General features: G+C 60.7%; 11 protein-coding genes. 5 read left to right on the forward strand and 6 right to left on the reverse strand.

What is annotated here, in order from left to right:
• Nucleotides 1-192 precede the first annotated feature (192 nt).
• From rluB to ACLEJU_RS27830, 3 genes are all read left to right on the forward strand, one after another.
• On the forward strand, nucleotides 193-1299 hold the full coding sequence (gene rluB, locus ACLEJU_RS27820; protein WP_435425441.1) for a 23S rRNA pseudouridine(2605) synthase RluB: 1107 nt from the start codon (nucleotides 193-195) through the stop codon (nucleotides 1297-1299).
• 718 nt (nucleotides 1300-2017) lie between these two features.
• On the forward strand, nucleotides 2018-3436 hold the full coding sequence (locus ACLEJU_RS27825; RefSeq protein ID WP_435425440.1) for an amino acid permease: 1419 nt from the start codon (nucleotides 2018-2020) through the stop codon (nucleotides 3434-3436).
• Between the two features lie 165 nt (nucleotides 3437-3601).
• Nucleotides 3602-8152, forward strand: a complete 4551-nt coding sequence (locus ACLEJU_RS27830) for a dermonecrotic toxin domain-containing protein (protein WP_435425439.1) — start codon at nucleotides 3602-3604, stop codon at nucleotides 8150-8152.
• A gap of 40 nt (nucleotides 8153-8192) precedes the next feature.
• Here the strand turns inward: ACLEJU_RS27830 and ACLEJU_RS27835 are convergent, their stop codons facing one another.
• Nucleotides 8193-9077 carry a LysR substrate-binding domain-containing protein gene (locus tag ACLEJU_RS27835; protein ID WP_435425438.1) on the reverse strand — a complete coding sequence of 295 codons (885 nt, stop codon included), beginning with the start codon at nucleotides 9075-9077 and terminating at the stop codon, nucleotides 8193-8195.
• A gap of 152 nt (nucleotides 9078-9229) precedes the next feature.
• Between ACLEJU_RS27835 and ydiJ the strand changes: the two genes are divergently transcribed.
• A complete protein-coding gene (gene ydiJ, locus ACLEJU_RS27840; protein WP_435425437.1) occupies nucleotides 9230-12250 on the forward strand; it encodes a D-2-hydroxyglutarate dehydrogenase YdiJ in 3021 nt (1006 codons plus the stop codon).
• A gap of 120 nt (nucleotides 12251-12370) precedes the next feature.
• Here the strand turns inward: ydiJ and ACLEJU_RS27845 are convergent, their stop codons facing one another.
• The 4 genes from ACLEJU_RS27845 to phhA form a co-directional block, all read right to left on the reverse strand.
• Entirely contained in the window at nucleotides 12371-13558 is a 1188-nt protein-coding gene (locus ACLEJU_RS27845) for an MFS transporter (protein WP_435425634.1), read from the reverse strand.
• A gap of 98 nt (nucleotides 13559-13656) precedes the next feature.
• Nucleotides 13657-13785, reverse strand: coding sequence for a hypothetical protein (locus ACLEJU_RS27850; RefSeq protein WP_256587427.1), 129 nt, complete (start codon nucleotides 13783-13785; stop codon nucleotides 13657-13659).
• Nucleotides 13786-13985: 200 nt separating this feature from the next.
• Nucleotides 13986-14342: a 4a-hydroxytetrahydrobiopterin dehydratase gene (locus ACLEJU_RS27855; protein WP_060508389.1), complete on the reverse strand. Its 357-nt coding sequence runs from the start codon at nucleotides 14340-14342 to the stop codon at nucleotides 13986-13988.
• Nucleotides 14343-14381: 39 nt separating this feature from the next.
• Nucleotides 14382-15170, reverse strand: a complete 789-nt coding sequence (phhA, locus tag ACLEJU_RS27860) for a phenylalanine 4-monooxygenase (protein WP_343596246.1) — start codon at nucleotides 15168-15170, stop codon at nucleotides 14382-14384.
• A gap of 255 nt (nucleotides 15171-15425) precedes the next feature.
• On the opposite strand from phhA, the gene ACLEJU_RS27865 reads away from it, so the two are divergent.
• The gene (locus ACLEJU_RS27865) at nucleotides 15426-16985 is read left to right on the forward strand and encodes a sigma-54-dependent transcriptional regulator (RefSeq protein WP_435425633.1); all 1560 of its coding nucleotides are present in this window, start codon (nucleotides 15426-15428) and stop codon (nucleotides 16983-16985) included.
• Nucleotides 16986-17134: 149 nt separating this feature from the next.
• On the opposite strand, the gene ACLEJU_RS27870 is transcribed toward ACLEJU_RS27865, so the two are convergent.
• The gene (locus ACLEJU_RS27870; protein WP_085675843.1) at nucleotides 17135-17389 is read right to left on the reverse strand and encodes a DUF2790 domain-containing protein; all 255 of its coding nucleotides are present in this window, start codon (nucleotides 17387-17389) and stop codon (nucleotides 17135-17137) included.
• Nucleotides 17390-17850: the final 461 nt, after the last annotated feature.

The following is a 17850-nucleotide window of genomic DNA, read 5'->3' on the forward strand; positions in this document are numbered from 1 at the left end:
TTTTCTCCAGAGCCCCCCCCCAAACCCCCCCGACACCGGCAACATCTCACCATTAGGCAGAAATCTCTCCAAAGGCCCACAAAACCCTCTACCCTGCAGTGCGTTCCCCCATCGAACCGCGTATGATGCGCGGCCTTTTGGCGCGTTCGCCGCCAGAACCCTGTTTTCATTCCTACACCGGGAGGTGCCCAGATGAGTGAGCAAGACCTGCAAAATACCGAAATCACCCCGCCAGCCGGCGAAAAGCTGCAGAAAGTGCTGGCGCGCATCGGCGTCGGTTCGCGCCGTGACGTCGAAGCCTGGATCAGCCAGGGCCGCATCAAGGTCAACGGCGTCGAGGCCACCCTCGGCCTGCGCGTCGACCTGCACGACGCCATCACCGTCGACGGCAAGCTGATCAAGCGCGAAGAGGCCGCCGAGGCCACGCGCCGGGTGATCATGTACAACAAGCCCGATGGCGAGATCTGCACCCGTGACGACCCGGAAGGCCGCCCGACCGTGTTCGACCGCCTGCCGCGGCCGAAGGAAGGCCGCTGGATCAACATCGGCCGCCTGGACATCAACACCACCGGCCTGCTGCTGTTCACCACCGACGGCGAACTGGCCAACCGCCTGATGCACCCGTCCTACGAGATGGACCGCGAGTACGCCGTGCGCGTGCGGGGTGAAGTCGACGACGAGATGATCGATCGCCTGAAAGCGGGCGTGATGCTCGAAGACGGCCCGGCAAAGTTCACCGACATCCAGAAGGCGCCGGGTGGCGAAGGCTTCAACCACTGGTACCACTGCGTGGTGATGGAAGGCCGTAACCGCGAAGTACGCCGCCTGTGGGAATCGCAGGGCATGGTGGTCAGCCGCCTGAAGCGGGTGCGTTTCGGCCCGGTGTTCCTCAACTCCGACCTGCCGATGGGCCGTTGGCGCGAAATGACCCAGGGCGAAATCGACATTCTCGCCGCTGAAGTGGGCTTGCAGCCGGTAGCGCTGCCGACCCTGAACCTCAAGGCCAAGGACAAGATGGAGCGCCTGCAGCGCAAGTCGAGCCGGCCGATGGGGCGCAACGAGCGTGTTCGCAGCCTGCGCCCGGCCCATGAAGGTGGTGCTACAGCCGCTGAGCGTCCGGCACGTCAGCCACGTGATACCTCGGGTGAGCGCCCAGCACGTCAGTCGCGCGACGAAGCGCCGCGCAAAGGCAGCCGTGGCAGCGCCGTGGCCGAACGCCCGAGCGAAATGCGCAAGCGCCCGGGCAAACCAGACGGTGACAAGCCGGCCAGCCGTGGCCGCAGCAAGCCTCGCGGTTGATCGCTCTGTGCAGCAATGACAAACCAGCCCTCGGGCTGGTTTTTTTATGCCTGCGAGAAGTAGGGGCTGCTTTGCGGCCCTTTCGCGACACAAGGCCGCTCCTACAGAAAGCATGCAGCTCTTGTAGGAGCGGCCTTGTGTCGCGAAGCGGCCCCAAGATATTGAAGAAAAAGAAATTTTCGGACGACTGGCAAGTTTCCAAACCACTATGTAAAGAAACTTATACAGAACTAGCCGAATTCAGCCCGCATTCCGGATTTTCCCTGTTCGTGTAAACAGAACTTGCCGCGCCTTGCGTCACCAGGCCCCAACCTCGATCAGGCTCCATCTTGCCCAAACCCCCGTACCACGGTGATATAGCGCTCATTGCCGTGTGCAAAAGCCCGACCGCAGAGCCGGGCCAACAGAACAACAAATGGAGGCGCCATGTACGCCGATCACTTCGCCTTTTCAGGCTCCTACCACAGGATCGCTGCGTTTTTTCCCGAGGAAACGATGCAACGCGTTGACGTCTGCGCGTTTGCAGGGGTATACAGTGCGCCGCGTTTTACCTGTGACCCTCTTGCGTACCGCGCACTCTTGCCCATACCTGGCTGATCCGCCCCGGCGGCAACCGTTGGCAAGAAACCCAAGGTAACCACCTTGCCCATTCCGCTGCGCCACGAGCGCGGTGGGTCCGATTCCGTCACAGATAAAAACAATGCAGGTGACTTCGTTCATGAGTGGACAAAACATGCATTCAGGCGAGCTCAAACGGGGCCTGAAGAACCGCCACATCCAGTTGATCGCCCTCGGCGGCGCGATTGGTACCGGCCTGTTTCTCGGCTCGGCAGGCGTGATGAAATCCGCCGGCCCGTCGATGATCCTTGGCTACGCTATCTGCGGCTTCATCGCTTTCATGATCATGCGCCAGCTCGGCGAGATGATCGTCGAAGAGCCGGTGGCCGGTTCCTTCAGCCACTTTGCGCACACCTACTGGGGCGGCTTCGCCGGCTTCCTGTCGGGCTGGAACTGCTGGGTACTGTACATTCTGGTAGGGATGTCGGAGCTTTCGGCGGTCGGCAAGTATGTCCACTACTGGTGGCCGGAGATCCCGACCTGGGTTACCGCTGCCGCGTTCTTCTTGCTGATCAACGCCATCAACCTGATGAACGTGAAGTTCTTCGGTGAGGCCGAATTCTGGTTCGCCATCATCAAGGTGGTCGCCATTGTCAGCATGATCGGCCTGGGTGCCTACCTGTTGACCAGCGGCAGCGGCGGCCCAGAGGCTACCGTGGCCAACCTGTGGTCGCACGGCGGGTTCTTCCCGAACGGTGTCAGCGGGCTGGTGATGGCCCTGGCCTTCATCATGTTCTCCTTCGGTGGCTTGGAAATGCTCGGCTTTACCGCTGCCGAAGCCGATAAGCCGAAAACCGTGATCCCCAAGGCGATCAACCAGGTCATCTACCGCATCCTGATCTTCTATGTCGGTGCCCTGGTGGTGCTGCTGTCGCTGACCCCGTGGGATAACCTGGTCGCCAGCATCGACGCTTCCGGTGGCAGCTATGGCAGTAGCCCGTTCGTGCAGGTGTTTTCGCTGCTGGGCAGTGACGTGGCCGCCAACCTGCTGAACTTCGTGGTGCTGACCGCAGCGCTGTCGGTGTACAACAGCGGTACCTACTGCAACGCCCGCATGCTGCTGGGCATGGCCGAGCAGGGCGATGCCCCGGCTTCGCTGGCCAAGGTCGACAAGCGCGGCGTGCCGGTGCGTTCGATCCTGGTGTCTGCGGCGGTGACCCTGATCGCCGTGCTGCTCAACTACCTGATGCCGCAGAACGCCCTGGAACTGCTGATGTCGCTGGTAGTGGCGACCCTGGTGATCAACTGGGCGATGATCAGCTACTCGCACCTGAAGTTCCGCCAGCATGTGGACCGCAGCGGCCAGAAGCCGCTGTTCAAGGCGCTGTGGTACCCGTACGGCAACTATGTGGTGCTGGCCTTTGTGGTATTGATCCTCGGCATCATGCTGATGATCCCGGGCATCCAGGTGTCGGTGTATGCGATTCCGGTCTGGCTGTTTGCGATGTTTGTGGTGTACATGGTCAAGCCGCGTCGCCAGGCGCAGGCGGGTCGGACTGCCGGTCACGCGGCCAAGTAAGCCGCTAGAGCTAGTCGTGAAACCCGAAGCCAGGTGCCTGGCTTCGGGTTTTTTTTGCCTTGTCCCAAAGCCCGGCAGACGATGCCGGGTAGTAGCCGAATAGTGCCTGGTGCAGCCCCCCTTAGCCAATGCTGCAGCTATTTGCGAGCAGGGTCTCAGGCACACATGACTACCGATAATCCTCACTCCACACTGTCTGATGCAAGTGCGCAACTGCGCAGCTTTCAGGATGGCTTTATCACCAGACGCCTTCCTGGTTGGTTGAAAAAACTCGACCCTGCGCGGTTTGCCTTGTTGAGCGAGGCGTTGCACGCTGGGCTTGCAACGCGTCGGCAACTCTCTGCAATTTTTTCCAGGGTGCAAAACATCGATGAGTTCGCCAAGCAACGAATTGTTGATCGGTTTGGGCTGAGTACGGCACCCGATAAGCTGTTTCTGCGGCAGTGGTACACCTATGCATCGCCCACCGTGCATTGGGCTACCAGTCGGCTACCGATTCAAGACCGCGACTGGTACGACATTTCGTTGCTATGGGCGGCTTTACAGAACTTCAGCTATGACCACATCACGATGAAAGGGGATTGCGTGGTCGACATGGTCGGCAACACAGATGCTCAGCTCTCAGCCACGGCATTTGTCCAGGCATGCCGCAGTCTTGATATTGGCGCTCAATACCAGAAGCACTTGCAATCTGTACTGAAGTCGCCAGGGGAGAGCGGTGCTAACGGGCAGGGCTTTGCTGAATTGCTGCAAAGGCAGATACGTTCGATGATGCTGGTCGATGCGCTCAAGGCGCACTCGGATGGTGTCCTCAGTGAGGTGCAACTGGAGTGGGTGATCGACGTCTATCGTCAAGGCCTCCCTGGCCGACTGGCGGGTGCGCCCGTGGTTGCCAGAAAACTGCAGATACTGGGTTGCGAGCTTCAGCAGATTGTTGTGTTCGATGTGATCGATGAGGGGTTTTTCCGTAATACCAGCAAAGCCGTGCTGGTTTACATACCTGCCGATCCGCAAGGCCCCTGGAGCGTGAGCAACGATCTCGAGACGTTTGCCCGCAGGGTGCTGGGGCGTCGTTTGCGCGATGAGCAGTATCGCAAGTTTTTCAGTCGCTTTGTGCGCAGGCGTGACAGCCAGCATTTTTTTTCCGAAGTGCAGAAACGACTGGGCGATATCGCCGACTTTGCTACCCGGGACTTGGATCAACACATGACGCGTGATCTGGATTCGCTATTCCAGGGACTGGCGATTGGGCGGATCAGGCAGATCATGGATGACGCTTCAATGATTGCGGTCCCTGTGGCTCAGGTCGACGCTGCTGCGCAGGCGGAGCATGACCGGCGCATGGCCGCCGAGGGATGGGCGGGCTTGACGCTTGCGAGCCTTTTTGTGCCGCAATTGGGCGTGATCCTGCTGGCGGTGATGGCCTGGGACCTGCTGGACGAGACGTTTCAAGCTGTGGCGGATTGGCGCGAGGGTGACGATGCTGCAGCGCTGGACCACCTGCTCAACGTGGGCAAGAGCCTGGCCATGGTGGCGGCGGTGGGAGCAGCAGGTGCGACCATGCGACATGTGTGGCAGCGTGCGGTAATGGTGGACGACATGGTGCCTGCTGTACTGGAAGACGGCAATGAAAAGCTGTGGAACCAGGATCTTGCACCTTATGTAAGTCAGCCACCACCAGTGACTGCGGTGGTTGATGCGCAGGGTATCTACCGCCAGGACGTGCACAGCTGGATTGAGATGGATGGGGATTACTACCAGGTAAGTGAACGCGTTGACGGGGAATGGTACCTTCGTCCGCACGCGAATCATTCGCCTCAGCTGGAGCACAATGGCGCCGGGGCATGGCGGCTCTGGAGCGAGCGGCCAGAGCAATGGAGTGATACTCAAAGGATGTTCAGCCGACTGGGCAGCCAATGCGCTCGGCTTCCGCGCAGCTTGGTTGACCATGTGATTGCCGTGCATGGCCTCAGCGATTTGCATCTGAGAGCGTTGCACGTTTTTGGCCAGGCTCCTGAGGTTGAGCTGATTGATACCGTAAACCGGTTCCTGATGGCCGAGCGTGTGGCTGATCTGCAGCGATGCTTGCGGTCCGGTGAGCAGATCGCGGACCAGCCTTTATTGCTCAAGGCGCTTGAGCTCCCTGGTTCCGCCGGGTTGGCGGATGATGGCCTGGCGCAAGTCGTTGCCGATCATCGACGGCAGCTGTTCCAGATGCTTTATGACCCTTTGGACATTATGGATGAAACTACTCGTCCTTTGCGGCGGGCCTTTGCCAGCCTGCACCAACTGGCTGCGAAGCAGATGGTGGAGGAAGCGAGTGAGGCCCAGCGCATCCAGATGGCAGATTCCGGGCGTGTGCCGCTGGCCATGGCGTTGGCCGCGCGGGAGCGGGTTTTGCGTATTAGGGTGGCGCGAGTGGGGGAAGGCTTGTGGATCGACGTGCCGCAGACGTTCGATTTTGCCAGGGCGGTGCTCAAGCTTTTGCAGGGGCTGCCTGGCGTGCCTGCTGACAAAAGCTGGCACTTGATAGATGCGCAAGGCCGATTGGCATTTCCCGCGACGAGCAGCCAGCACACTGGATCAAACTTGCTCTACCAAGACGGTGCGTTCTGGTTGCGAGATGCGCAGGGCAACGATGAAAGTTCACCAGGAGAACTGTTTGAAACCCTGGCTGATACATTCAGCACAGTAGAGCGAGCTGCCATGGGGCTTGAAGAGCCCTTTGCCATCAGCCTTCGGCAAGCAGTGGCGAGGCAGTGGGTAACAGGACGGCAGGGCATCGAGAAGCTGTTTGGAGGTGACCACCCTACGGCGCCCTTCTTGCTGCCCAGGCGTCTAGATGATGGCAGGATAGGTTATCCACTTTCAGGCGGCGGTCGGTTGTTCGGCAGCCGTCCGCCCGCCGCGCTACCAGCCCGGCTACGAACGTTGTGCGCTGGTGCCAGTGACGAGCAGATCGAGGCGTGGCTCAGTGCAGCGGGGCCTGAGAATGCCGAGACGGCAATACGTGAATTTGAGAGCCAGCTTAAAGTATTGAAAACAAGCTTGACGCGTTGGCAGCGGCTCGGTGCGTTCAAGCTTGAATGGTTGGCGCGTTATGGCTTTCGCAAAACACTGATTGCGCGGTGGCGTGTTTCGATACTCGGAAAATTTCTGGATCTCAAGGTGCCAAGCGCGCTATGGGATATAGGGATGGGGTTTCAGCAGCTTCCTGAGCTCCCGGAGTCCATCGTCTTTCCACACGTTACCCAGTTCGCGCTGAGAGACTCCGAGTTGACGGAAATTCCCGAGAAGTTTTTTCGTGCGTTCCCGAACTTGCAGGAGCTTGACCTGACCAATGGTGAAATTCGCAATATTTCCTTGCCCCCCTTTCTTCGTGGGCAGTTGAGGTCATTGGACTTGTCAGGGAACAGAATTAAACTGGACGCCCGGCAGGTGGAGGTGCTGGAAAGTTGCACGGCGCTGTTGTACCTAAACTTGTCCAATAACCCGCTTAAAGTAGGCTTTTCAATCAGCGGGATGCCGGAGTTGAGATCATTGTTGCTTCGTTCTACCCGACTCCCGGGCATGCCGGGGGGAGTGTTGAGGCACCAGAAATTGTCAAGGTTAGAACTGACAGACAGTACTATCACCTCATTCGACCCGGACTTTTGGGCGTCACCCATCGTGCGCAGGGGAAGATTCCGGGTAGGAATGCGCGGTGAAACAGTGAGGCGGTGGTATGACCCAGAGAGTATTCTGAATCCTGTGCCTCAGCGTTATCAGTGGGAGGACGCTGTGGATCTGGAGTTCAGGGATGATCTGGCATCGTTGTGGCAGAGTATTGAAGAACTGCCCGGCTCGCATAATTTTTTCGACCTGCTCAAACGCTTGAGTACATCTGCAGAGTTCGCCTCTGACAACGGTGCGAATGAGCTTGCTTATCGGGTGCAGGAAATGATGGAGGCGATCAAGGAAGCCGGCGATTCGCTTGTGATCACGGAGGATGAACTTGCCACGATCGTTGAAAACAAGCTGGCGCAGGAGACTGGATTGAATGCAGGCAGGGAAAGACTGATGGCCGACACCCGTGAGCAATACAGCTTCAGGGCTGATTTTTTCAGGGAGTCGGAGGTCAATGCCTGTGGTGATGATGCGCTATCTCATTTTATCGATCTTGAGATGAAGATCCAGACGTGGAGGCTTATCCGAAATCCTGAAGCTCACTCGGAGGCAGAGTTGTTGAGGGTCGGTGGTCAATTTTGGCGGATGCAAAAGCTGGATGAGTTTTCTTCGATGCATGCTTTTAGTTTGGGAATGGCTGCGAAGTCGGTCGACGTGCAGTTGATGTATCGAATCGAGCTGTACGATGACCTGCAACTTCCCATCCGCCGTCCTGTTATGCGTTTTACCGGTGAGTTTGACCGAAGGGCTGTAGACCGTCCTGGGGTGTTGAGGGACATCCGGGAGCATCAAGTGGTTGCCGAAATGGCCCCATGGTTTTGTGAGCAAGCGTACTGGCGAAAATACCTTGAGCAGACGTCGCCTGCACGCTTCAAGTTACCAGCACAACGAATCATCGAAAAGAATCGATTACATGAGGCCGATGATGCAGAGGGCATGGAGGCATTTAACAAGTGGGAGGCGGACTGGTTGCATGATCAGCGTATGGCGTTGACCGAGGCGGCCATGCAGCGCGCGGCATATATGTGGAATGTTAACATCACTGAATGAATGTTGCGGGGGCAGGCGCAATTCCAGGAGTGCTTACTCCCTATATCTGCCCCAGCAGCCAGCCACGAAAAGCCTTCAGCGACGGCAGCGCTTCATTTCGCGAAGGGTAGACCAGGTAATAGCTACGCTGGCTGGCAATAGCGCTGCCGGGGCTGTACAGCTCGCCCTTGCTCAGTTCTTCATCAACCAGGATTCTTGGCACCAGGCCGATCCCGATCCCGGCCCGTACCGCCTGGATCAGGTGCGAGGTCAATTCGAAACTTGGTCCCAGGCGCATCGCCCGGTGCGGCAGGCCATGGTGCGAGAACCATTCGCCCCAGGCATGCGGGTTGTTGGCCACGTTGAGCAGCACCTCCTGGCTGATGCGCGCTGGTCCCCAGCCCTGGGTATCGGCGCCGGCCTCAGGCGGTAGGATCACCACCAGTTCCTCGGCATGCAGGCGATGGCAGATGAGCCCCGGTAAGTCATGGCTGGCCACGCCGATGGCGGCGTCGATTTCGCTGGTGTCGAAGTTGATCGCTTCGATGCGTGAATGAATATGTACCAGCATGCCCGGGTGGGCGCTGTAGAACGCATGCAGGCGCGGCAGCAGCCACTTCGAGCCGAAGGTGGGCAGGGTGGCCAGCCGCAGTGTGCCGACCCCGGACTGGTAGGCCAGCGCTTGCAAGGTGGCGCTGCGGATGCGCCCCAGTGCTTCGCTCAACTCGCGCTGGTACAGCCGGCCGACGTCGGTCAGCTGCACCTGGCGGCCCTCGCGGCGGAACAGGGTCAGGCCCAGTTGCTGCTCCAACGCTTGTACCTGGCGGCTGACCGCGCTCTGGGTCAGTGACAGTTCGGCGGCGGCGCGGGTGTAGCTTTCATGCCGGGCAGCGGCCTCGAAAGCCAGCAGCAGCGACATGGACGGAGTCAGGTGGCGGTAATTCATTCATAAAAGTCATTGATAGCGGCAGGATTATCCGTTTGCCCCCGAAGCGAAACTACAGGAACATTGGCCTATACGTCATCCCTGCATGAAACAATGCATGCCGGCACGACAGGATTCCCGTGAATTAGCCCATATCAAGAGGCCATCCTTCGATGATCGCCCAGCTGTCGACCCTTGCGCCGAGCGCCAACTACCCCGAATTCCTCGAAGCCTTGCGCAACAGCGGCTTCCGCGGCCAGATCAGCGCCGACTACGGCACCCGTACGGTGCTGGCCACCGACAACTCGATCTACCAGCGCCTGCCCCAGGCGGCGGTGTTCCCGCTGGACGCCGACGATGTGGCGCGCGTTGCCACGCTGATGGGCGAGCCGCGCTTCCAGCAGGTCAAGCTGACGCCGCGTGGTGGCGGCACCGGCACCAACGGCCAGTCGCTGACTGACGGTATCGTCGTCGACCTGTCGCGGCACATGAACCAGATCCTCGAAATCAACGTCGAGGAGCGCTGGGTGCGGGTCCAGGCCGGTACCGTCAAGGACCAGCTCAACGCAGCGCTCAAGCCCCACGGTCTGTTCTTCGCCCCTGAGCTGTCCACCTCCAACCGCGCTACCGTCGGCGGCATGATCAACACCGACGCCAGCGGCCAGGGCAGCTGCACCTACGGCAAGACCCGCGATCACGTGCTGGAGCTGCACAGCGTGCTGCTTGGTGGCGAGCGCCTGCACAGCCTGCCGATCGACGACGCCGCGCTGGCGCAGGCCTGCGCCGCGCCCGGCCGGGTCGGCGAGGTGTACCGCATGGCCCGGGAGATCCAGGAAACCCAGGCCGATCTGATTGAAAGCACCTTCCCCAAGCTCAATCGCTGCCTGACCGGCTATGACCTCGCGCATCTGCGTGACGAGCAGGGCCGATTCAACCTCAACAGCGTGCTGTGCGGTGCCGAGGGTTCGCTGGGCTATGTGGTCGAAGCCAAGCTCAATGTGCTGCCGATCCCGAAATACGCCGTGCTGGTCAACGTGCGCTACACAAGCTTCATGGACGCGCTGCGCGACGCCAACGCACTGATGGCGCTCAAGCCGCTGTCGATCGAAACGGTCGACTCCAAGGTGCTGATGCTGGCGATGAAGGACATCGTCTGGCACAGCGTGGCCGAATACTTCCCGGCCGACCCCGAGCGCCAGACCCTGGGCATCAACCTGGTGGAGTTCTGCGGCGACGAGCCGGCCGAGGTCAACGCCCGGGTCCAGGCGTTCATCGACCACCTGCAGAGCGACACCAGCGTCGAGCGCCTGGGCCACACCCTGGCCGAGGGCGCCGAGGCGGTGACTCGCGTCTACACCATGCGCAAGCGCTCGGTGGGCCTGCTGGGCAACGTCGAGGGCGAAGTGCGCCCGCAGCCGTTCGTGGAAGACACGGCCGTGCCGCCGGAGCAACTGGCGGACTACATCGCTGACTTCCGTGCGCTGCTCGATGGCTACGGCCTGGCCTACGGCATGTTCGGCCACGTCGATGCCGGCGTGCTGCACGTGCGCCCGGCGCTGGACATGAAAGACCCGGCCCAGGCCGCCTTGGTCAAGCCGATTTCCGATGCAGTGGCGGCGCTGACCAAAAGCTACGGAGGCCTGCTGTGGGGTGAGCACGGCAAGGGACTGCGTTCGGAATACGTGCCGGAGTACTTCGGTGAACTGTACCCGGCGCTGCAGCGGCTGAAGGGCGCCTTCGACCCGCACAACCAGCTCAATCCGGGCAAGATCTGCACGCCGCCGGACAGCGCCGAGGGCCTGACCAAGGTCGACGGCGTGACCCTGCGTGGTGACCTCGACCGCACCATCGACGAGCGCGTGTGGCAGGACTTCCCCAGCGCCGTGCATTGCAACGGCAACGGCGCCTGCTACAACTACGACCCCAACGATGCCATGTGCCCTTCGTGGAAGGCCACCCGCGAACGCCAGCATTCGCCCAAGGGCCGTGCCTCGCTGATGCGCGAATGGCTGCGCCTGCAGGGCGAGGCCAACATCGACGTGCTGGCGGCAGCGCGCAACAAGGTGTCGTGGCTCAAGGGTCTGCCGGCGCGGCTGCGCAACAACCGCGCCCGCAACCAGGGCCAGGAAGACTTTTCCCACGAGGTGTACGACGCCATGGCCGGCTGCCTGGCGTGCAAATCGTGCGCCGGGCAATGCCCGATCAAGGTTAACGTGCCGGACTTCCGCTCGCGCTTCCTTGAGCTGTACCACGGCCGCTACCAGCGCCCGCTGCGTGACTACCTGATCGGCTCGCTGGAATTCACCATCCCGTACCTGGCCCATGCACCTGGCCTGTACAACGCGGTGATGGGCTCGAAGTGGGTCGGCAAGCTGCTGGCGGACAAGGTCGGCATGGTCGACAGCCCGCTGATCAGCCGCTTCAACTTCCAGTCGACCCTGACCCGCTGCCGTGTCGGCGTGGCCAGTGTGCCAGCCCTGCGCGAACTGACCCCGGCCCAGCGTGAGCGCAGCATCGTGCTGGTACAGGATGCCTTCACCCGCTACTTCGAGACGCCGCTGCTGGCCGCGTTCATCGAGCTGGCCCATCGCCTGGGCCACCGGGTGTTCCTGGCGCCGTACAGCGCCAACGGCAAGCCACTGCACGTGCAGGGCTTCCTCGGTGCTTTCGCCAAGGCGGCGATCCGCAATGCGACCCAGCTCAAGGCCCTGGCGGACTGCGGAGTGCCGCTGGTGGGGCTGGACCCGGCGATGACCCTGGTCTATCGCCAGGAGTACCAGAAGGTGCCGGGCCTCAAAGCCTGCCCGCAGGTGCAGTTGCCGCAGGAATGGCTGATGGATGTGCTGCCGGAGCAGGCGCAGACCGCGCCTGGCAATTTCCGTCTGATGGCGCACTGCACCGAGAAGACCAACGTGCCGGCCAGCACCAAGCAGTGGGAGCAGGTGTTTGCCCGTCTGGGGCTGAAGCTGGTGACCGAGGCGACCGGCTGCTGTGGCATGTCCGGTACCTACGGGCACGAGGCGCGCAACCAGGAGACTTCGCGGACCATCTTCGAGCAGTCGTGGGCGACCAAGCTGGACAAGGAAGGCGAGGCGCTGGCCACTGGCTACTCGTGCCGCAGCCAGGTCAAGCGCATGACCGAGCGGCAGATGCGCCACCCGCTTGAGGTCGTATTGCAGTACGCCAAGCGCTGATCTTCAGGGCACGGGGCTGCGTTGCAGCCCTTTCGCGACACAAGGCCGCTCCTACAGGAGAACGCGATCCCCTGTAGGAGCGGCCTTGTGTCGCGAAAGGAGCGCAAAGCGCTCCCAGCTTTACTGGCCGCGCCCCAGCCGAGCCTGGCGATACAGATACAGGCTCAACACCAGCCCACAGCAAGCCGCTGCAGCAGCAAACAGAAACATCGAAGCAAACCCGAACCCCGATGCCACCGCACCCACCAGCGGCCCGGTAATCCCCAGCGACAGATCGATGAACAGCGAATACGCCCCCACCGCCGCCCCGCGGTTGGCTGCCGATACCTGGTTCACCGCTTCCACGCCCAGCGCCGGGAATACCAGCGAGAAGCCGAAGCCACTCAGCGCTGCCCCTGCCAATGCCATCTCGGCATTGGGCGCCATCCACAGCATCAACAGCCCCAGTGTTTCCACCGAAAGGCAAACGATTGCCACCCTGAACCCGCCAATCCGGTTGATCAGGTTGCCGAACAGCAACCGCGCGCAGATGAAACTGGCCCCGAACAGGCTCAGGGTCAGTGCCGCATTGGCCCAACCGCGGCTGGCGTAATACAGGGTGATGAAGGTGGCGATGGTGCCAAAGCCGATCGAGCCCAGGGCAAGCCCTGAACCATGCGGGAACACCTTGCCCAGCACCTGCATGAACGGCAGGCGCTTGCCGCTGACAACAGGCGCTGCGCGTTTCGGCCATGCCAGCAGCAGGCCCAGGGCGCACAACAGGATGATGCTCACCCCCATGCTCCACAGCCCCAGGCTCTTGACCATCAAAACGCCCATTGGCGCACCGACGGCCAGCGCGCCATAGCTGGCGATGCCGTTCCAGGAAATGACCTTGGCCGTGTGTTCGGCCCCGACCCGGCCGATACCCCAGCCGATCGAGCCGGAGCCTACAAGGCTTTCCGCGCTGCCCAGCACCAGGCGGCCGACCAGCAGGCAGCCCAGGCTGACCCACGGCTGGTCGGTGAGGAAGGCGCAGGCCAGCATGAACACACCGCTCAGGCCGCATCCAGCCAGGCCATACATGACCGCCTTCTTGCTGCCGAGGTTGTCGATGATGCGGCTGGCGGTAGGGCGGCTGAGCAGGGTGGCGAGGTACTGCACGCTGATCACCAGGCCCGCGATCACGGCGCTGAAGCCGAGGTCGTTGTGCACGTAGCCGGGCAACACGGCGAGGGGAATGCCGATGTTCAGGTAGCCGATGAAGGTGAAAAGGACGATGGAAACGACTTGCAGGGTGACCGCAAGAGGGCGCGGTGAGTCAGGCATGGGGGTCTTCGTGGCAGAGGTTCGTGACGGTGTGAAAACGTGATGACGGGGGTAGCCCGCAGGTCAGCCGTTTTCACACAGTCGGAGGGTTGCGCGGTTTATTCCTGGTCAGCGCTGGATTGATCGTCACCATCCTGATCGACGGCAGGCGTCGGTTCGGCGTGGACGGTAACGGATGGCTCTTCGGGGTTCAGGCTTGGGAAGGGAAGATTCGGGATTTCATGCATCTCGTCGTTCCTCGCAAGTGTGAGTGAAAAGTCTGCGCCAGGCGCGTTCGGAGCTTCGTAAAGCTGGGGCAGGATACACAAGTCTGGATGACAGTTTGTAATTTTTCCCGGTCGCTTGTCGGTTTTGCGGGCGGATACCGGACAGATTTCTGCCAGATTGCGGGCAAAAAAACAGGGCCCTGAGGCCCTGTTCGTGGTGTTTACTTACGGCCTTCAGCCGTCTCGGCGACCTTGTCGGTGCGCGCGCACATGATGAAGTCATTGCGGTGCAGGCCCTTGATCGAGTGGCTCCACCAGGTCACGGTGACCTTGCCCCATTCGGTCATCAGGCCAGGGTGGTGGCCTTCGGCTTCGGCGATCTCGCCCACGGCATTGGTGAACGCCAGGGCCTGCTTGAAGTTCTTGAACAGGAACACGCGCTCCAGTTCCATGTGGCCGTCGCGGACTTCGATGTTCCAGTCCGGGATCTCGCGGATCAGTTCCGCCAGTTCCTCGTCGGTGACCTTGGGTGCGTCAGCGCGGCAGGCTTCGCAGTGGGCTTGGTTCAAGGCATTCATGGGTGTGTTTTCCGCTTCGAGTTGTTATCGGCAAGGCGCTCAGGCAGCGACCTTGGGTGGAAATTTCGGGGCGTGCAGCCCGAGCTGCATGGCTTGCTGGACCATGGCCATGATGTCTTCGTGGGCCAGGTCGAACAGGCGCTTCATGTTCGGCAGCACGAAATACAGCGGCTGCAAGATGTCGATACGGTACGGCGTGCGCATGCACTCGATCGGGTCGAAGGCCTGGTGCTCAGGCTCGCCAGACAGACTGTAGACGGTCTCTTTCGGCGAGGAGAGGATACCTCCGCCATAGATCTTGCGACCTTGCGCGGTCTCCATCAGGCCGAACTCGATGGTCATCCAGTACAGGCGCGCCAGGTACACGCGTTGTTCCTTGGTCGCGGCCAGGCCGAGCTTGCCGTAGGTATGGGTGAATTCGGCGAAGAACGGGTTGGTCAGCAGCGGGCAGTGGCCGAAGATCTCGTGGAAGATGTCCGGTTCCTGCAGATAGTCCAGTTCTTCCGGGGTGCGGATGAAGGTGGCAACCGGGAAGCGCTTGCTGGCCAGCAATTCGAAGAAGGTCTGGAAGGGGATCAGTGCCGGCACGCGGGCAACCTGCCAGCCGGTGGTGGCGCCCAGCACCTTGTTGATCTCGCCCAGCTGCGGAATGCGGTCATGGGGCAGCTTGAGCTGGTCGATGCCGTCCAGGTACTCCTGGCATGCGCGGCCTTCGATGACTTTCAGCTGGCGGGTGATCAGGGTGTTCCATACCGCATGCTCTTGCTGCGGGTAATCGATAAAACCATGCGCATCGGGCTCGCGTGCCACGTATTGCGTCTGTTTCATGTGGCTCTCCTGGTGAGGGCTTTCTTGTTATGTCCACGACATGACTTAGGAATATCCCTTCACCAGACGATTTGCACGGGGGCGGGCGCTCCTGGCAGGTGCCCTTTGATCAGCCTTGCGTAACGATAATTTTACAAAATGCCCGGCATGCCGGAAAATCCGGGTCATCAAGCTGGCTTTTACAAGGTTTTTGTCAGCTTATCTTTACGACTTTTCCGTGCGGGGTTGAAAAACTTCGCTACTTCGAGAGCATTCATGCGTATCAAAGTGCATTGCCAGAACCGCATCGGCATCCTTCGCGACATCCTCAACCTGCTGGTGGAATACGGCATCAACGTGCTGCGCGGTGAGGTGGGGGGAGACCATGGCAATGCTATCTACCTGCACTGCCCGAACCTGATCAATCTGCAGTTCCAGGCATTGCGGCCAAAATTCGAGTCGATTGCCGGCGTATTCGGGGTCAAGCGCGTCGGCCTGATGCCCAGCGAGCGCCGGCACATGGAGCTCAACGCGCTGCTCGGCGCGCTGGACTTCCCGGTATTGTCGATCGACATGGGCGGCAGCATCGTGGCCGCCAACCGCACTGCGGCTCAGCTGCTCGGGGTGCGCGTCGACGAAGTGCCGGGCATGCCGCTGGCGCGTTATGTCGAGGATTTCGACCTGCCTGAGCTCGTACGTGCCAACAAATCGCGGATCAACGGCCTGCGCGTCAAGGTCAAGGGCGATGTGTTCCTAGCCGATATCGCGCCGCTGCAGTCCGAGCACGATGACAGCGAAGCCCTGGCCGGTGCCGTGTTGACCCTGCATCGCGCCGACCGCATCGGTGAGCGCATCTATAACGTGCGCAAGCAGGAGCTGCGCGGTTTCGACAGCATCTTCCAGAGCTCGCGAGTGATGGCAGCGGTGGTGCGTGAGGCGCGGCGCATGGCGCCGCTGGATGCGCCGTTGCTGATCGAAGGCGAGACCGGCACCGGCAAGGAATTGCTGGCCCGTGCTTGCCACCTGGCCAGCCCGCGTGGCCAGGCGCCGTTAATGGCGCTCAACTGTGCCGGCCTACCGGAGTCGATGGCCGAAACCGAGTTGTTCGGTTATGGGCCCGGGGCATTCGAGGGTGCGCGTGCCGAGGGCAAGCTGGGGCTGCTGGAACTGACCGCTGGCGGTACCCTGTTCCTCGATGGGGTAGGGGAGATGAGCCCGCGGTTGCAGGTGAAGCTGCTGCGTTTTCTGCAGGATGGTTGCTTCCGGCGTGTCGGCAGTGATGAGGAGGTGTACCTGGATGTGCGGGTGATCTGCGCCACTCAGGTTGACCTGTCCGAGCTGTGCGCCCGTGGTGAGTTCCGCCAGGACCTGTATCACCGGCTCAACGTGCTGTCGCTGCACATTCCGCCGTTACGCGAGTGCATGGACGGACTGGAAGGTCTGGTACAGCACTTTCTCGACCAGGCCAGCCGGCAGATCGGCTGCGCCATGCCGCGCCTGGCGCCGGCGGCCATGGACAAGCTCAGCCAGTATCACTGGCCGGGTAACGTGCGGCAGCTGGAGAACGTGTTGTTCCAGGCGGTTTCGTTATGCGAGGGCGGGGTGGTGAAAGGGGAGCATATTCGCTTGCCGGATTATGGCGTGCGGCAACCGTTGGGCGAGTTTTCGCTGGACGGGGATCTTGCGCAGATTGTCGGACGATTTGAAAAGGCCGTACTGGAAAGTCTGATGGGTGAGTTTCCAAGTAGCCGGGCATTAGGGAAAAGATTGGGGGTTTCGCATACTACGATTGCCAATAAGTTAAGGGATTATTCCCTGGGCAAGTCAGCTGATTAAATCCAGGCATTATTAGCCTGTTAATCGTGTGCAATATTCTTCGCGGGCTTGCCCGCTCCCACAGGTACTGCGAAGTATTCGAAAGCTGTGCAATACCTGTGGGAGCAGGCGAGCCCGCGAAGGGCCCCCCAGGGGCCCAATCTCAAGGGTTAGCCGTTGGAGCAGCCGTTCCCCATCACGCGGTATTCGAGAATGTGCTTCTGGCCCTTGGAGTCCTCGTAGGTCATGCGAGCGGGCACGACTTCACACACGTTGGGCACTTCGCTCATGGAGATGACACGGGCAATGTCCAGGTGCTGCGAGTAACTGTACTGTTCAACCGGGATCTGCTCGACATTGTTTGCTTCGCCGGCCATCGCCGCGCCGCAAAGACCGCCAAGTACCAATACCAGTAAAGCTTTCATTTTCATTTTACCTGTCTAAGGTCGTGAGGGGGCACGCGGCGTTTGTGGCGCCGCGAGTACTGCCAAAGTTCAACTATCAGAATGAGAGGGGGATTAACCGATTGCCTTCGTGGGGGCTGTTTCCAGTAGTTAATCGCCTTGCCGTTGCTGGCGAGGTGAATCTTATGCCTGGGCAACTAAGGGAAACAGATAGCGTTTTGATAAAGTTTTTTTGCCTTTTTCCAGAATCTGTAACAATCCCCCGGCCTCTGCTATCGCCGTTTTCCCTGGCCGGGCCGGCAGCTGCGGGCTAGAGCCTTCCGCGCTGTTCACATGAAGATTTTCCCGTCGCGCTACTACCATCGTCGTATGGTTTTTCCCGCTCTGGTACAGTTACAAACGATTCCATACAAAAACAACTATTACACCGAGGTAACACAGATGAGTGCGGCTCCACTGTATCCCGTTCGTCCCGAGGTTGC

Source organism: Pseudomonas sp. SMN11 (genome assembly GCF_052041945.1).
Lineage (GTDB): Bacteria > Pseudomonadota > Gammaproteobacteria > Pseudomonadales > Pseudomonadaceae > Aquipseudomonas.